Source organism: Saprospiraceae bacterium (assembly GCA_016717265.1).
Lineage (GTDB): Bacteria > Bacteroidota > Bacteroidia > Chitinophagales > Saprospiraceae > Vicinibacter.
This window is the reverse complement of sequence record JADKFX010000001.1, coordinates 1,208,149-1,225,605: the sequence shown is the minus strand read 5'-3', so window position 1 is coordinate 1,225,605 and position 17,457 is coordinate 1,208,149. Positions and strand designations below refer to the sequence as shown.

Annotated in this window: 11 protein-coding genes; 2 read left to right on the top strand and 9 right to left on the bottom strand. The window is 34.2% G+C overall.

Going from position 1 to position 17,457, the window contains the following annotated elements; all coding sequences use genetic code 11:
- The first annotated feature begins 47 nt into the window (after positions 1-47).
- A complete protein-coding gene (locus tag IPO86_04805) occupies positions 48-1,127 on the top strand; it encodes a ferredoxin--NADP reductase (GenBank protein ID MBK9727423.1) in 1,080 nt (359 codons plus the stop codon).
- An 11-nt stretch (positions 1,128-1,138) separates the two neighbouring features.
- On the opposite strand, the gene IPO86_04800 is transcribed toward IPO86_04805, so the two are convergent.
- The 6 genes from IPO86_04800 to IPO86_04775 form a co-directional block, all read right to left on the bottom strand.
- Complete coding sequence (locus tag IPO86_04800) at positions 1,139-2,086, bottom strand: hypothetical protein (protein MBK9727422.1); 948 nt, start codon at positions 2,084-2,086, stop codon at positions 1,139-1,141.
- A 167-nt stretch (positions 2,087-2,253) separates the two neighbouring features.
- Entirely contained in the window at positions 2,254-3,564 is a 1,311-nt protein-coding gene (locus IPO86_04795) for an ABC transporter permease (GenBank protein ID MBK9727421.1), read from the bottom strand.
- On the bottom strand, positions 3,557-4,465 hold the full coding sequence (locus tag IPO86_04790) for an ATP-binding cassette domain-containing protein (GenBank protein ID MBK9727420.1): 909 nt from the start codon (positions 4,463-4,465) through the stop codon (positions 3,557-3,559). The genes IPO86_04795 and IPO86_04790 overlap by 8 nt, the downstream gene beginning before the upstream one ends.
- Before the next feature lie 85 nt (positions 4,466-4,550).
- Positions 4,551-5,381 carry an outer membrane beta-barrel protein gene (locus IPO86_04785; GenBank protein MBK9727419.1) on the bottom strand — a complete coding sequence of 277 codons (831 nt, stop codon included), beginning with the start codon at positions 5,379-5,381 and terminating at the stop codon, positions 4,551-4,553.
- 47 nt (positions 5,382-5,428) lie between these two features.
- Entirely contained in the window at positions 5,429-6,442 is a 1,014-nt protein-coding gene (gene nadA, locus IPO86_04780) for a quinolinate synthase NadA (GenBank protein MBK9727418.1), read from the bottom strand.
- A gap of 15 nt (positions 6,443-6,457) precedes the next feature.
- Positions 6,458-7,978 carry a 2,3-bisphosphoglycerate-independent phosphoglycerate mutase gene (locus IPO86_04775; protein MBK9727417.1) on the bottom strand — a complete coding sequence of 507 codons (1,521 nt, stop codon included), beginning with the start codon at positions 7,976-7,978 and terminating at the stop codon, positions 6,458-6,460.
- Between the two features lie 192 nt (positions 7,979-8,170).
- Between IPO86_04775 and IPO86_04770 the strand changes: the two genes are divergently transcribed.
- Entirely contained in the window at positions 8,171-8,557 is a 387-nt protein-coding gene (locus IPO86_04770) for a DUF4783 domain-containing protein (protein ID MBK9727416.1), read from the top strand.
- A gap of 323 nt (positions 8,558-8,880) precedes the next feature.
- On the opposite strand, the gene IPO86_04765 is transcribed toward IPO86_04770, so the two are convergent.
- The 3 genes from IPO86_04765 to IPO86_04755 all read right to left on the bottom strand — a co-directional run bounded on the left by IPO86_04765 (position 8,881) and on the right by IPO86_04755 (position 17,334).
- On the bottom strand, positions 8,881-11,679 hold the full coding sequence (locus tag IPO86_04765) for an insulinase family protein (GenBank protein MBK9727415.1): 2,799 nt from the start codon (positions 11,677-11,679) through the stop codon (positions 8,881-8,883).
- Positions 11,680-11,807: 128 nt separating this feature from the next.
- Positions 11,808-12,590 (bottom strand): TIGR02757 family protein, encoded by a 783-nt coding sequence (locus IPO86_04760; GenBank protein MBK9727414.1) that lies wholly within the window; start codon positions 12,588-12,590, stop codon positions 11,808-11,810.
- A gap of 109 nt (positions 12,591-12,699) precedes the next feature.
- A complete protein-coding gene (locus tag IPO86_04755) occupies positions 12,700-17,334 on the bottom strand; it encodes a gliding motility-associated C-terminal domain-containing protein (protein MBK9727413.1) in 4,635 nt (1,544 codons plus the stop codon).
- Between the last annotated feature and the right edge of the window lie 123 nt (positions 17,335-17,457).

Genomic DNA, 17,457 nt, shown 5'->3' with positions numbered 1-17,457 from the left:
ATATCGCGTTTGAATAGGTTAGATAATTGTTTAGAAATAAATTTCCGATGCAATTCACAAGTATTAAAATAAAAAATAAAATTCAGGAAACTAAAGATGCCGTTAGTTTAGTATTCAATTCTTCTGAATTTCCGAATGATTTTCCACATTTTATACCGGGTCAACACCTTACACTAAAATTAAATATTAATAATACTGAATATAGACGTTCTTATTCTATTTCCTCTATATTTCAAGAATCCGACTTGAAGATCACTATAAAAAGAGTAAAACAGGGGATTGTTTCAAACTATATTTTTAATGAATTAAAAGAAGGTGATTCCATTGAAATATCAAAGCCAGAAGGTCACTTTTGCTTGCATCCGGATCCTGAAAAACGACATAATTACTATTTTTTTGCAGCGGGTAGCGGAATTACACCGATCTATTCTATGATCCAATCCATTTTAGAATTTGAACCAAAATCTACCTTGCAACTTTTCTATGGAAATCGAAATGAGGAAGATATTATCTTTCATAAGGAATTAGAAGCTTTAAAATTAAAATATGAAGGACAAGTATTTATAGAATATACTTTATCGCAATTAAAAACTTCTATCCTTCCATTTCTCTCAAAAGCAAATAAAAAATGGGCAGGCTGGAAAGGGAGGATAAACGATCAATCAATTTCTAAATTCCTGGGTCACTTCCCAGCAAGAAATATAAGCTCTTACTATTACCTCTGTGGTCCGGGAGAATTTATAGAAAATGCAAAAAGTTCCTTATTGAATAAAAAAATTGATGCGAAATCAATTCATGCAGAATATTTTACTACGCCCACATCCTCTGTTTCAATTAAACCCATTCAAAATTTAGAAACAGTATCACTTATAGTGCATCTTAATCAAAAGACGCACGAGTTAAAAATTCCTGGTAATAAAAAAATATTGGATAGTTTGCTGGATGCAAAATTAGATCCACCTTTTTCCTGCTCCAGTGGCGCATGCTCTACTTGTATTGCAAAACTCATAAAAGGTCAAGTGCATATGGATGTTTCCTTAGCTTTAGAACCAGAAGAAATTGAACAAGGTTATATCTTAACCTGTCAGTCAAGACCCTTGACAGCGGAGATAGAAATTAAGTATTGATACTTGCTATTTTAGTCTAAAATGCTCCAATTCCGGTAACCAAATATTTGGCGACCGCCTAAAATATTTTTTTCTACAAAACTCAATATTCTGTATTTGATTTTTTCATGTTTTAGTGGGAGTCTTCCAGCTTTATAATTCTTATCGTAATGTAATTGTTCTTTCCAGTTGAAACGGTTCATAAAGTCTTTCATAACGTGTGGATGTGTACCCTTAAATAAAGAATAATCATTCATATTACCGTAATCAAAGTCTAAAGAGCGCTTCAAATGTCGGCGTTTGACTTCTTCAGAATCGTGGTAGGCTCCATCCATAACGACCGTTTTCTGTTGCATCATAGAAGGCGGTCGCACCCAACCATAATGGTATACTTCGGCATCAATTCTGCGCACTTTCAGAGGTTTGCTGTTGATTTTATCTCTGTAATTCAATCCATCAAAATGTTTGAATTTTCGAAAGGATTGAGCGTCTCCAAAAGAATGAATCGTGGGATCGTTCCGTATCAGCCGGATTTCCGCTGGATACCAGGCATGGGATTCCACGAAATGGTCGTAATCTCCCCAAAAATGCTTGTAACGAAATAGAAATCCCTCTGTTTCCAGATCTTCAAGATATTGCAAACAAACGTTCGTTAGGGTTTTATGATACTGTTCGTGGATAAGTTCATCTGATTGTAAATAGAACAACCAGTCTCCAGTACATGCGGCTTTTGCCAAATCCGTTTGTTGTGCATATACTGTGCCCTTCTTAAATTTTTCTAAATCCCATATCGTATGAATCAACTTAATCTTATCGGATTGTAGTGTTTGCAACAAATTTTCTGTTTGGTCTCCAGGCGCATTATCACCAATAGCAATTACAAATTCATCTACCATTGGTAAAATAGATTGAATGGATTCTAAAAACGGATAATACAATGAACTTGTATTTCTCATAAATGTAAATCCACTTAATTTCATATTTTTTAAAAAATATATAGTATTGTTAATAAACTTTTAACTCCAAATTTAATTTTATACACAGAAAATTATTATAGCCATTATCAGCATAAATTCTCTTGATACCATGAGATTTTACCTGCTCAGATTCTAAAGCTTAATGCCCAAAACAATTGAATAGAAAAACCCTATCCTCTCCAAATCCACTTTGCTATTTCCTTTACACTTGCCTTTTTTCCATACATCAAAATTCCTGTGCGATATATTCTTGCAGCCATCCAAATCATAAAATAACTAAATGCAAATAATAGAATCAAGGAGCATATAATTTGCCACCAGGGTGGATCAAAAGCAAGTAAGGCAGGCATAACAATCGGACTAAACAGGGGAAACAGAGATGAAAAAATAGCCAATGAACTATCGGGTAATCTAATCGCCTGAAACATAACATACATCGCCAATAAGATGGGTATGGTTACAAGTATTGTTAAAGATTGTGCATCATTTATATCATCTCCTACAGCAGCACCAATTGCCGCAAACATAGATGCATAAATAAAATAACCACCAATAAAATAAAAAACAAATAAAAAGGCAATCTTTAACCAATTCAAATTTCCAAGTTCCCGTAAAACATTTGCTAATTCTTCTCCATCTACAGGTTGTTGCTGACTCATACTCTGACTTGCTTCTTGCAATTGTTGTACATCAATACCTGCTATTGACATTCCAATAATGTAAATTATCGGAATTAAGATCACCCATATTAAAATTTGTGTTAAACCAACAAGCCCTACTCCGATTACTTTGCCCAACATTAAATCAATAGGTTTTGCAGATGATATGATCACTTCAACGATTCGATTTACTTTTTCATCTGCTACTGATCGCATTACAGAAGCTCCATATAAAAAGATTATAAAGAAAATCACATAACCCATAGCACCTCCTAAAAAAGTTGCTATTTTACTAGTATATGCGGATCTGTCCTTTTCTGTAGCAGAAACTGGTTCCGGATCAATAGAAATATCCGTTTGCAATTTATCTAATTGTTCTTTTTGAAGGGACATTAAGTTGATCTTATAATTTCGAATCCCATCTTCTAAGAAATTTTCAAGACTTGATTCTATTTCAATGTCCATTGCCTTATCAGCATAATAAAAAACGGTATAAGCTTTTACATCTACTCCGGCAAATTTAGGCAGCACTAAAATACCATCCAATTCGCCCCGTAAATACAATGCTTTTAAACTGTCAAATGGATCTGAAGATTTAACAAACGTAAATTTTTTAGTATTTTCTGGTAACTTAAAATCCATTTCACTCTTATCCGAAATAGCAATCCTGTATGTTTTTGATCCTTCATAACTAAAAATAATTCCAATTACTATAAAAAACACAAGGAAACCAAGTGGGGTCAACAACGTAGTAATAATAAAATTCTTATTTTTTACTTTCGTAATATATTCTCTGCTAATTATAAGTCCAAGTTTATTCATGGTTGGTTTCATTTACCGTTTTAATAAATATCTCACTAAAGGTTGGCAATAATTCGCTAAAGGAAGCGATCCTTACTTCATGATCAATTAACCAGGTTAATACTTCATTTGTACTTTGATTGTCTTTAACTTTAATCAAATAATGCTTATTTGATTTTGCAATTAATTCAAATCGCTCATGGATTTCATCCGGAACTTCATTCTCTGTTTTAACTTCAAATAAGTGTTCCTTAAATTCATTTCTTACTTCATTAACCTCACCATTTAATACAATTTTACCTTTATTAATTAATACAATATATTCACACATTTCTTCCACTTGCTCCATTCGATGTGTAGAAAATAAAATACTGGCACCTTCATTTTTTAAGCGAATGATTTCTTCTTTAATTAGATTTGTATTAATTGGATCCAAACCAGAAAACGGCTCATCCAATATGATTAATTTAGGATTGTGACTGACAGTTGCAATGAATTGTACTTTTTGCGACATTCCCTTAGATAATTCATCTACTCGTTTATTCCACCAAGATTCGATCTGGAATTTCTTCATCCAAAATACTACATTCCGTTCTGCATCTGTTTTACTTAATCCCCGAAGTCGTGTTAAGAAAATGAGTTGTTCTCCTACTTTCATTTTCTTATACAATCCCCGTTCTTCGGGCATATATCCGATGGATGGATTTTTTATTTTATAAATATCTTCACCGTGCAATAAAACTTTTCCAGAATCTGCCTGGGTAATGCCAGTAATAATTCGGATCAATGAAGTTTTTCCAGCGCCATTAGGACCTAAGAGTCCTACAATACAAGATTCAGGCACTGAAAAACTTACCTGATCTACGGCCTTAAAGGTATTGTACTCTTTTACAACCTGATTTAATGTTAATAGATTTGACATCGTCAATAAATTGAGAACGCTAAAGTAAAAAGAATACAGTTGGTACTTTTAAAATTCTACGAAACAGGACATTTCGAAGATCAAATTAATATCTGGGGGTGGATATTTCTGGGCACCTTAATCTACCAAAATAATACAATAGATTAATGCCAAAACTTACAAATGCATCTTTTTCTTTTGAATCTCCTCTTTGAGATCCAGACACTCCTATTTTAGATTGATCTGTACCGGCTATGGATCGGTCTGATAATTCAACTGCCAAATCGCCCCGATTAGCTCTTAACTCCGTATAATCTGGGTAAAAGCCGCTTACATCATCTAGAAAATCTGTCCTGGCAGCCCGATATCCCAAATCAACATTGATACTCCAATTTGCACTTACATCCATTTTGACACCTCCTCCGATTAACCAGGAAGTACTGATTTCATTATATTCCTGACCCGGAATTTGTCCTTCAGTTCCTAAGGTACGAAGGGATATCAGCTCCCCATTATAATGTGTTTTCGGACTAAAATAAAATACACTAAAACCAGCATACATGTAGGGTGTTATATAATTGTCTTTGGATCCATGTTTTAAGGTGAAAAAATTGAATTCCATACTTGGAGCTACTTCGATAATATCAGAAAAAAAACTCAGATTCCTACGCAGATCAAATGCATTACTTGATTTAGAATCATTCCCACGGATTCTCATATAATTTAATTGCAATCGGGTAGATACTCGGGTATTATAATTATACCTGCCAATTAAACCTCCAGCTACACCTGGTTCATTTAAACGATATAAATTATTTAGATCCCCAAAATAATGCGCTGCACCAAGCCAGGCTCCAAGCTCAAAACCTTTTTGGCTCATTGAAAGCAAAGGCAAAAACAAGAAAAGTGAACTATAAATTAAAATTTTAAACTGCATCCAATGAATCTATTAACGGAAAACGAAATTTTAACTGAATTATTCTATTATAAACCTGCCTGTGCTGAAATTTCCAACATTTTGTCTATGCTTTTCCTTGCATTTTTAATCACATATTCTGACAAGTGTATTTCAGGGCTCTCATATTTCAAGCAAAGGTATAATTTTTCAAGGGTGTTTCGCTTCATATGAGGGCATTCGTTGCAAGCACATAAATTATTAGGTGGCGCAGGAATAAAGGTCTTTTCCGGGCACTTTAATTGCATTTGATGAAGAATTCCACTTTCTGTTGCAACAATAAATGAATGGGCTGGATCTGTTTGAATGAACTTCAATAATCCGCTCGTGGAACCAATGTAATCTGCTAAAGCTAATACAGGTTCTTCACACTCTGGATGCGCTATAATTTTAGCTTCAGGATGTTTAATCTTTAATTTGGTAATTTTTTCTCTTGAAAATATTTCATGAACCATACAAGCTCCATCCCATTTTATCATGGATCTTCCCGTTATTTTTTCCACATAAGCTGCTAAATTTTTGTCGGGTGCAAATATAATTCCCTTATCTTTTGGAATACTATTTACAATATGAACTGCATTTGAAGACGTGCAACAAATATCTGTTAAGGTTTTTATTTCGGCTGTACAGTTCACATAACTTACTACTATATGATCTGGATATTTTTCTTTAAATTTTGCAAATAGAGCTGGCGGACAAGAATCGGATAAAGAACAACCAGCTTTCAAATCTGGAATCACAACTTTTTTTTGCGGCGATAAAATTTTTGCAGTTTCTGCCATAAAATGGACACCGGCAAATGCAATCATAGCTGCTTTTGTTCGAGCCGCTTCTTGTGATAATTGTAAGCTATCGCCAACAAAATCGGCAATATCCTGAATATCTGGATCCTGATAATAATGCGCCAGAACAACCGCATTTTTTTCTTTTTTTAATTTGCGTATTTCCTCAAATAAATCTAATTGAGGATCTACTGTAATATCTAAAAATCCATTCTCAGAAAGCTGACTTTTTAGTCTAATAAGTACATCCGTTTCTATCATCATGAAGCAATACAATTAAGATTTAATAATTAATGAATTGCCATCCATTTCTACGGGTATTGGTAAAGCCATTAATTTTAGAATAGTTGGAGCAATATCAGCAAGGATTCCATTATTTATTTTCAAATCACTCGCATTTGTAATCAGGATACAAGGAACCGGATTCTTTGTATGCGCAGTGTTTGGCGTACCATCTTCATTTATCATATATTCTCCGTTTCCATGATCTGCCAAAATAATACAGGCATAGGCATTTGCTAATGCAACAGGAATTAATCTAGCGAGACAGCGATCAACGGTTTCTACAGCTATTAATTCTGCATTAAAAACACCCGTATGTCCTACCATATCTGCATTTGCATAATTAAGGCAAATAAAATCAGGCAAACTGGCATCTATTTCCTGGATTACGTGATCGGTAACTTCCACTGCGCTCATCTCTGCTTGTAAATCATAAGTGGCAACTTTTGGAGAAGGAATTAAAATTCGCTTTTCTCCACTGAACGCTTTTTCTCTACCACCAGAAAAGAAAAAACTTACATGAGGATATTTCTCCGTTTCTGCTATTCGCAACTGCGTCATTCCATATCTGGACAATGTTTCACCTAAGGTATTTCTCAGATCTTCTTTATCAAACAAAACTTGTATGTTATCAAATGAATTATCGTAACGCGCCATGGTAACGAAATACAATGCTTTCTTTTTCATGCCAAATTGAGGAAGATCTTCTTGGCTTAACACTTGAGTCAACTGTCTTAATCGGTCTGTTCTGAAATTAATACACAAAACGGCATCCCCATCTTTAATTAATCCTTGCTCTAAATCGCCTATTTTAAAAGCATTTACAAATTCATCGGTAATTTTATCTGCATAACTTTTTTCAATAGCAGCAAGCGCTGAAATTACGTGTTGTCCTTTCCCATGAACATATAATTCATATGCTTTTTGGGTGCGTTCCCAACGATGATCGCGATCCATTGCATAATAACGTCCGATGATCGTGGAAATGATAGCTTTCCTTCCAATCAGGAAATTTTCTAAATCTTTTAAAAAATTAAAGCCACTGTGAGGATCTGTATCTCTTCCATCTAATATTGCATGGATATAAATCTCTTGAACATTTTGAACTTCCAATGCTTCTATTATTGCTTTTAGATGCAAAATATGACTATGAACCCCGCCATCTGAAAGCATTCCTATCAAGTGACAGGCTTTCTGATTTTGATTGCAATACCTTGCTAAATTTATCAGTTCCGGATTTTTTTCAAATTGTTTATCGCTGATTGACTTATTAATTTTTGCCAAATCCTGATAAACAATACGCCCAGCACCTAAATTTAAATGTCCGACTTCAGAATTCCCCATTTGACCGTCTGGCAAACCTACATTCAAACCATGCGTAACCAAGGTACTATGAGGGTATTTCTGTATTAAATGATCAAAAAATGGAGTATTCGCTTGCGCAATAGCATCAGATTCTGGCTTCGAACCAATTCCCCATCCATCCAGAATAATTAAAAAACTTCGTTTAAACACTGTATAAAAAAACAAATTTAAGGTCGCAAAGTTGCTATTTAATTTGCAATAATGAATACATTAGAAGCATTACTTCGCTACCCTGTCATAATTTATACTGAATTAAAATAACAATTTATAAATGAATTAACTTAATTTTAAGCCTGAAATGGAACTTTCAGACACTATATTAACGTCTCAAATAAAAAAGACATGAACCACTTAAAAATCATATTGATTGTATTTCTTAGCCAAATTGTGTCGGCACAAACTAAATCCACCGTATTTGAAGCAATTCGAAAAACAGATATGACGGTATTAGGAGAATTATTTGATAGAAAAATAGAATATTGCTTTGACAATCAAATTGAAATCCTTGAAAAATCTGCAGCTTTAAAAGCTGTAAAAGCATTTCTAGATCGAAATGTACCGAAATCTATGACCCCAATGCATAAAGGGAGTTCTAAAGCAGAAGATTCCAATTTTGCAATTGCAATCCTGGAAACAACTACAGGTAAAAAATTTAGAATCTATGTATATGCAGAAAATTCAGGCGGCAAATTATTGGTGCAGGAACTTCGCATCGATAAACAAGAGTAAGCTTTTATTTATTTACAATTCCTAAAATGTTGGTTCCTGTACTTTTTTGTATTAGGAAAAATTACGGATTTATTCTAAAGTAGAATTCAGTAAAACATTAAACCCAGATCATGGTGTTTTAAAACGGGTACTTTGCCATATACTGTAAAAATCTAAAATGCAATTGCACTTTATGGAATGGTTCAATCTGCTAGAATGTGTGCACAAAATAAAAAGGAGAAATAAATGTTTTCATTTATTTCTCCTTTTTTAAAACATTCTAATTTAATTTAAAGTTCTTCTTTTTTCTTATTAGAAGAATTTAGAATTTAATAAATTGAGCATTATGGTTTCTTCAATTTATTAGCAAAATCACCTCCTTTAAAAACACTTAATTTACTGATATCAATATGTTTTCTTAAAGCTGCATTTATTTGATCTGAAGTCAAACTTTCAACTTTGGATTCAAAGTCTTCCGTAAACTTCATCGTACGACCAATATTTAACATGGAGTTCAAGGTTCCTGAAAGTGCATTATCTTGTGAACGACTCACTTTTCTGGATTGCAGATAACCCGATTTCGCATCTTTAATTTCTTGTTCTGTAAATCCATCTTTCAACATTTTTTCTAACTCTTCTTTATAAGCTACTTCTAATTTATCTCTGTTTTCAGGAGCATAAATTGCATAAATCATGAATCCACCATTTTTATCTTGCGCATCCGCATACAATTGGGATCCAACACCATAACTAATCCCTTCTTTCTGACGAATACGGGTTGCTAAACGGCTATTTAAGAAGCCACCACCTAAAATATAATTACCTAATATTAATGCTGGATAATCCGGATCATCATCGCGTAAATTCAAATTCATGCCTGCCAAAAACATAGCATTTGCTTTATCTGGTGTTTCAATATTTTCATTCACCGAAGGAACCGCTACATAATTATCTGCCATTCGTTTATAAGGTGTAATACTTTTCCAGTTTCCTAATTGCTTACTGACAATCGTTTTAATTTGAGCTTCATCAAAATCTCCTACAACTGAAATGGTAGCACTGTTTGCTCCATAAAAATCTTGGTGAAATTTTTTGCAATCTTCCAATTTCGCGTCTTTAATAGCTTGCAATTCTTCTTCAATCGTTTTTACATAACGTACATCATCCTTTGGATATGGATTTAAATGGCGATTAATTGCATTACTTACTAATGCTTGAGGATCTGACTTTTGCTCTTCAATACCAGCTAATTCCTCATTTCTCAATTCTTCAAATTCCTTTTCATTAAATGCTGGTTGTTTCAAAACTTCATTTACTAATTCTAAAACTGCTGGTAAATTATCTTTCGTCGTTTGTATACTTACATTGACTGCACTTCCTCCTCCATAAAATCCAACACGTGCTTTTAATTTATCAAATTCATCTTTGATTTGCTGACGGGATTTCGTTGCTGTTCCCCTATCCAACATCGAAGCTGTAAAATTGCTGATCGAGTTTTTGCCTCTCAAACTATTTTCATCTCCAAATCGCAAGGTAATATTGGCATTCACCACATTGCCTTTCGTAGCTTTTGGCAAGAAAGCATATTTTATAGAATTTGGTTCCTGACCACGGTGCGTTCTGCTTTCAATATTAGATGGTGAAGGTTCAAACTCTTCGCCTTGAGCCACAATTGGGTCTCCTTTATAAGATTTTACCATAGCGGCAATATCTGGTGCATTTGGTATTTCTGCGCGATTTGGTTTTGCTTCAGGTAAGAACATTCCAATCGTTCTGTTATCTGGTTTAAAATACGTCAAGGCAACACGCTGCACATCTTCCGGTGTGACCTTTCGAATGTTATCGCGATATATAAAAGCTAATCTCCAATCGCCCATACCAATATATTCACTAATGCCGCGACCTACAGATTCTGTATTTCTTAATACTAATTCAAAATCTTTAATTTGCTTATTTCGCGCTCTATTCACTTCTTCAATGGTTGGTGGATTGGTGGTTATATCATCCAGTGTTTTAAGCATAATGGTTCTGGCTTCTTCCAAAGAATTTTCTTTGCGCACTTGTGCACCAAAATATACAAAACCTGGTTCTTTTAATGTTGCACACCAACCAAACTGGCTGGATGCTTTTTTAGTTTCAACGAGTGCTTTATACAATCTTCCGGAAGGTTCAATAGTCATAATATCTGTAAGTATATCCACAGCTGCAGCATCTGGATGAGATCCCGGTGGAATATGATACATACAGGCTAATGCTTGTACGTCACCTACCCTTTTTAAATTAACATTCCGCTCTCCATCCTGAGTCGGTTCTTCCGTATAGGTTGGAATTAATTCGCGTTTTGGTTTTGGAATTTTAGAAAAATACTGATGCACCAACCAAATTGTTTTCTTTTCATCTATTTTTCCAGCAACCATTAAAACGGCATTATCTGGTTGATAATATTTTTTGTAAAAACCTTGTAGTCTTTCTATCGGTACTTTTTCTATATCAGCACGTGCGCCGATTGTAGATTTACCATAGTTATGCCATAAATAAGCAGTAGATAAAACACGCTCCATTAAAATTCCGGTAGGATCATTTTCCCCCATTTCAAATTCATTTCGTACAACAGACATTTCTGTATCCAAATGTTTTTTTGCAATAAATGAATTAACCATCCGATCAGATTCTAAATCTAAGGCCCAATTTAAATTTTCATCTGTAGCTGCAAATGTTTCAAAATAATTGGTTCGGTCATACCAGGTAGTGCCATTCGGACGGGCACCATGCTTTGAAAGTTCATTTGGAATATCTGGATGATTTGGGGTGCCTTTAAAAACCATATGTTCCAATAAATGGGCCATACCCGTTTCTCCATATCCTTCATGTCGGGAACCAACTTTATAAGTAATATTTACAGTTACTGTTTGTTTAGATTGATCAGGATACAATAATATTTGGAGCCCATTGGGCAAAAAATATTCTGTAATTCCTTCTACGGAAGCGCCTTTCGTAATTCCGGGTGGTAGACTTGAATAATCAGGTTTGCTTGACTTTGCTTTTGTGGTAGTCGTCTGGGGTTTCTTCTTCATTTTAGTTGCCTGACTATAACCAGAGCCAACAAATGAAGCTAATAATAAGAGAATGAGCAATTTACGCATAAATAAACGAATTTTTGTTTTACTAAAATTTATAAATTAAAAAATTTATACAAAGATATAATTTTCTACGAAAGTATTCGTACATTAATCTGAGAAATATTTTATCGCCTTAGTTTAATATCCTGAGTTCAAGAAAATGCTTCCTTTTCCAACAATCCTAACCCAAATAAAGCAAAATCATATTTTACCGGGTCATTTGGGTCCAATTCTGTACAACGACTACTTAATTCCAAAACAGCTTTCCAATCAGATTGTTTCCGTTGAAGCATTCCTAATTTTCTGGCAATTTTCTCCACATGAACGTCTAAAGGCATTAATAATTGTGCAGTTTTAATAGTTTCCCAGATTCCAAAATCAACTCCTTTATTATCTTTTCTTACCATCCATCTTAAAAACATCAGCAGACGCTTACATCTGGAATTTGATTCCGGACTTGAAATATGTTTTAGTGTTCTTCTAGGTGGATTTGTATATGCAATAAATTCCTTCCTAAAATGAATCAATGCCTTTCCTACATGCAGATCATCAACGCTTAAGCCATTCGAAAAAGCAGTTTCCAATGATGCATTCGTGCGGTAATAATTTTGAAAAAATTCTAAAAAATAAAACGCATCCTCGCCATTAAATGTCCGATGCACAAAAGATTCAAATGGCTGTCGATCCTTTTCCTGATGATGTAAAATAAATTGATAAGGACTTCCTTCCATGAACGCTATGAGTCTGCTACCACTTTGAATTATCGATTTGCGATTACCCCAGGATAATACTGCAATCCAAAAACCGATAATTTCAATATCTTGCTTTAGCTGAAATTGATGTGGTATAGAAATCGGATCATTTGGAATAAATGAAATAGAATTAAATTTTTCTATTTGAGCCTCGAGATAAGTCTTTAATTGAATTGTTTGCAAACAAAATGAAATTACTTAAAATGAATCTGTAAAGTTTAAACCTATAATCCCCTTTCAATCTCAAAAATAAACACCCTCAACAGAATTCTGAATCAAGCCTTTGAATTTTTTATTTAACCAAGGTCACATCACCAATTTTTATCACTTCTGTGCCATCCAGTCTAATAGCCTTGGCATAATAAACAAATACCGCAGGATTCATTCGTTGACCATGCATCGTTCCATTCCAACCTGCAGCGAGATCATTTACTTGGAAATGCTGATTTTCAAATACCTTATTTCCCCAACGATCAAACAATCTAAACACAGAAACTTCCTGAATACTCTCACCTCCAAATACCGTTACCTGATCATTTATCTGATCACCATTTGGTGAGAACACATTTGGAATATAAATATCTGTCTGATTGTCAACTAAAATTTTTACACGCGCGCGAATTTCACAGCCCTTTTCATTTGTTATAATAAGCTCGTATTCAATATCCTTCAAGGTCTGCACGTTTGGTTGCAAACAATTATTACAACTTAAGCCTGTGTTGGGCAACCACTGAACAGTAGTTGGTATGAAATTAAGTATAGGCTGTAAAGAAATTTTTTCACCTAAGGTAATTTTAATTTCTATGGGAAGGTCTGCCATTAATTCAGGAGCCTGCAATAAAATTACTTGAATGGATTCTTCGCATCCCAATGAATCTTTAATGTACAAAATATAGCTTCCAGGTTTCAGATTTTCAAATCGATTTAAATTGCTATATTTAGAAGTATCGTTCAAAGCAACTAAAAAAGGAGCAATCCCAGATGTAGCATTTAATTCAATAATACCATCCTTTTTATCAAAACAAAGGATAGAATCAATTTGCAAGCTACTCCGAACAGTATCTACAAACAACTGTGTGCGAATAATGCTGTCACAGCCAAATTGATTGGATAAGCTATCGATATATACTCCTGTTTGTTTGTAATTCTTACCGCCAACAAGAACTGATTTTCCTTTGCAAATCAGGTATTGTTGTTGCTCAAAATGAGTTGGGTTGACAAGTAACTCCGTACGCAGAATGCTATCACACCCATAGATTGTTTGTAAAGTATCATGATAGATTCCCGATTGCTGATATCTATGTATTCCAATTTGAATTACCTCGCCACTGCAAATTTTATAATTTAAATTTTTCTCAATTACGGGATGAACGACTAATTGTGTATGAATGATACTGTCACATCCCAATACGGTTTGTAAACTATCATGATAAGAACCGGATTGATTATACCGGTGTATACCAACTTCGAGCTCTTCTCCGGCACAAATTTGAGAATTCAAATTCGTTTCAATTACTGGATTTACCCTTAATTGTGTATAAATAATACTATCACAAGAATGAATACTTTGCAATGTATCTAAATATTGCCCGGACTGATTATACTTATTGGTTCCTACTGAAATTTCTGCACCCTGACAAATTACTTGAATGTTTTGAAAACTGTAATCAGGGTTCACAAGCAGATTTGTAATGACAAGGCTGTCACAACAAAAATTGTTTTTAAAATAATCCTGATATACACCTGCTTGGCTATATTGTTTGGTACCAATCTGTATATATTCACCTTTACAAATTGTGTAGTAGTTCGTATCTATTGAATTGGCAGTATGATCCATTACAGTAAAAAAAAGGGAATCAGAAGTACATCCAAATTCATCTCTGGCAATAATTAAATGATTGCCAGGTAAAATGGAATCAAAAATTCCCGAAGCTGTCCAGGAATTATTATCTAAAGAATAATAATAAAATGGTATCGATCCACTTGCGTGTACGTGAATGAATGCATTTGGATTACAACAATTTATTTCTAAATTAAAAGAATCTTGTTGTAATGAGATCTTGTTGATAAAATTTGTGATCTGAATTGTTTTACTTACCACACACGGAGATTGATCTTTAATGTCTATTGTATATTGTCCCGGAATTAATCCATTAAACGTCCCTTCCGAATTCCATATACCTCCATTGATACGATATTGATAAGGTGGAATTCCATCGAGTCCCGTGATTACGATTCTTCCGGAGTCTTTACAATTTAAACCTTGAATCCATAAAATACTATCCCTCAATTTATGCTTGAATTCACCGATTTCAATGATCTGTGGAATTATACAATTTCCAATTTTGCTATAAATTGTGTAGTTTCCAGAATATGGTATTTCGAAATAAGTTTGTTCTGAAAATCTGGAACCATCTATAGAATACAAAACACCGGTATCTGTGGGCCCACTCAGAATATGCAATAAAGCACCAGAAAAAGAACCACAACTATCTAATAAGCGAAGTTCATAGTTGAGCTTTAATTTTTTAACAAAAACGGTTAATGAATCCCGATAATCAAATCCACAAAAATCTTTATATTGGACATAATATTTTGTTGTAGAATCTGGATTGAAAATTGGGTTTTGAATATTTACTTTATCAATTCCGATAATTGGAGACCAAAGATATTTTTCAAATTTTGGACTGCCGGAAATTTGAATGGATTCTCCTTCGCAAATGGTATAGTCCGGAAGCTTATTTATGCCTGTAATATAATTGAGACAAACTTGTTGAACATTGATAGAACCTCCTGTTGCTGCAGTAAATCCAAAAAAAACATTTGGATCGCCATTAAAAATTGATTTCACTACATCTCCTGTATAACTTAATCTTAAATTACAATCAACATAAACATCCATAGTTTTTTTAACTGCATTCCATCGGATTAAAGCTTTATGAAATTTACAATCTTCTGCATTTCCATTTCCCGGAAAAATGCCCACCGGGCCTGCAAGGTTATCTGGCAATCGATGATCCACATTCCCATTTCGCATAATAGACATATGATCATAAAAAGGATCTGTGTTATTTCCATTTTCCCAGGTATCAAATTCTACTGCAAGACTTGGCGAAACACCCTGATAACCAAGTCCGCCTCCTGAAACTCCAATAGATGTGGAGATAGGCTGAAATACAAATGCAATACCATCTGCGCCATTGCGATCAATACAGCCAAGATTGAGATCAAAATAAATGTCAAAACTTTGATTGAGATTTACTTTATCTTCATACCATATAGATCCCGTTTGATAATTTAGTTCTTCGGTTAATAAATAACAATCATTGCCTAATTGTCTGGCATCCCGATTGGTGATAAAACGTTTATTTGCAATGCTTTTACAGCTATCTGGAATGGTTAGGTTGAGGGAACTTTGACATAAATTAGTGTCTTGCACGCTAACGGTATAATTTCCATTTAATAACAATTGAAAAAAAGGATCTGTTTGAGAAAAAGCCCGCTTTGTAATACTATAAATGTAGGGTGCCGTTCCACCTGAAGCATGCACTGTCAAGGTTCCATCACTAATACAATGAGTAGGCGTAATACTATCTATTGTTAGGATTAATTCAGGATAGGATTCAAATATTAAACTTATTGAATTATTGGATAAATAAAAATCAGATTGATTATCTGGATTGCCAATTCTAACATCTAACTGATGCTTACCAGGATTCATTGGAATACAGGGTATTGGAATGCTTACAGATTGATTTGGATTTAATAAACCATTCCATAAAAAACCAGTTTGAGGAATCCCGTCTATGGAATAATCAATAAATACAAAACTAAAGCTTTTAATACCTTCATTTCGAAAACGCAAGCTTGCACATAAAGTATCTTGACATAAATCCTTTGCAACTGAAAGTCCTAATGCTGAAGCATCAAAATCACCAGGAGGTACACAAGCAATGGACTGCAATAAAGATTTTCTTGTTGTTTCCAGTGCAGCAATCATCCGCACTCTTTGTCCATCTGTAAAGTGAACTGGTCCGCAAGAAGAATAATCCATGTAATTGGTATTATCATCGGCCAGATCTGGTGCATCTGTATTACAGGAATTTGTATTGCAAGGAGCAAATGATGCTGAATTATCTGGTGGGGTATCGCAAACCCGGTCACCATCGAATAAACAATTGCCATTTGTACATCCACCATTAAATGTGTGATTTAATGAAAAATAATGGCCAAGTTCATGAGCTGTCACCCCAGTGCCTCCAATAGAATTCCAGTAGCGACTTTCCTGAACGATTCCATCCACTGTGCAAGGCGCACCAGGAAAATAGGCATATCCCGCAAGTCCACATCCGAAATTTGCATTAAACAAATCTGAAACCAACCAAATATTAATATATTGACTACAATCCCAATTTACAATTTGTTTAATAAGCCCATCACTTGATGCATCGGTACCAGGACTGCACATAGGTTCATTGACGAGATTACTTTCATTGCGGGTAATACCGTTTGTTGGTTGCCCATTGGGATCTCTTCGCGCAAGACAAAATTGGATACCAACATCCACTCCATTTGTTGCTTGGAATGCACCCGAATTTGAAAATGCCTCATTAAGATAACTTAAGCCTTGCTCTACCTGCAAATCCGTAAGATTATTTCCTTGTCCTATTTTTGTCCCTGGTGGCACAATGAGATGTATTACAACAGGCAAAATATAATTTGCCTTGGCACGATTTGATATTTTTTGGTTTTTAAGAGATACGGTATATTGATAAATGGATTGTTCCATTTGATCTACCTGTTTTTTATAAAGACTGTCTTTTGCCAATCTACTTAAATGTAGTTCGTCAAAGGCACAAAGAGTTTGCGCATTTAAAGACGTATTAAATAAAAACAGAATTACAAAAAAGGGTAATTTTTGTATCATTGATAGCATTATATATTTAACAAGATACGAAATTTACTAAAACGATGCACTTAAAAAGGTTCATAATTAAATTAAACCAGCAAAAAGAAAGCTAAAAAAAGGCGCTATACAATACTTAATCAG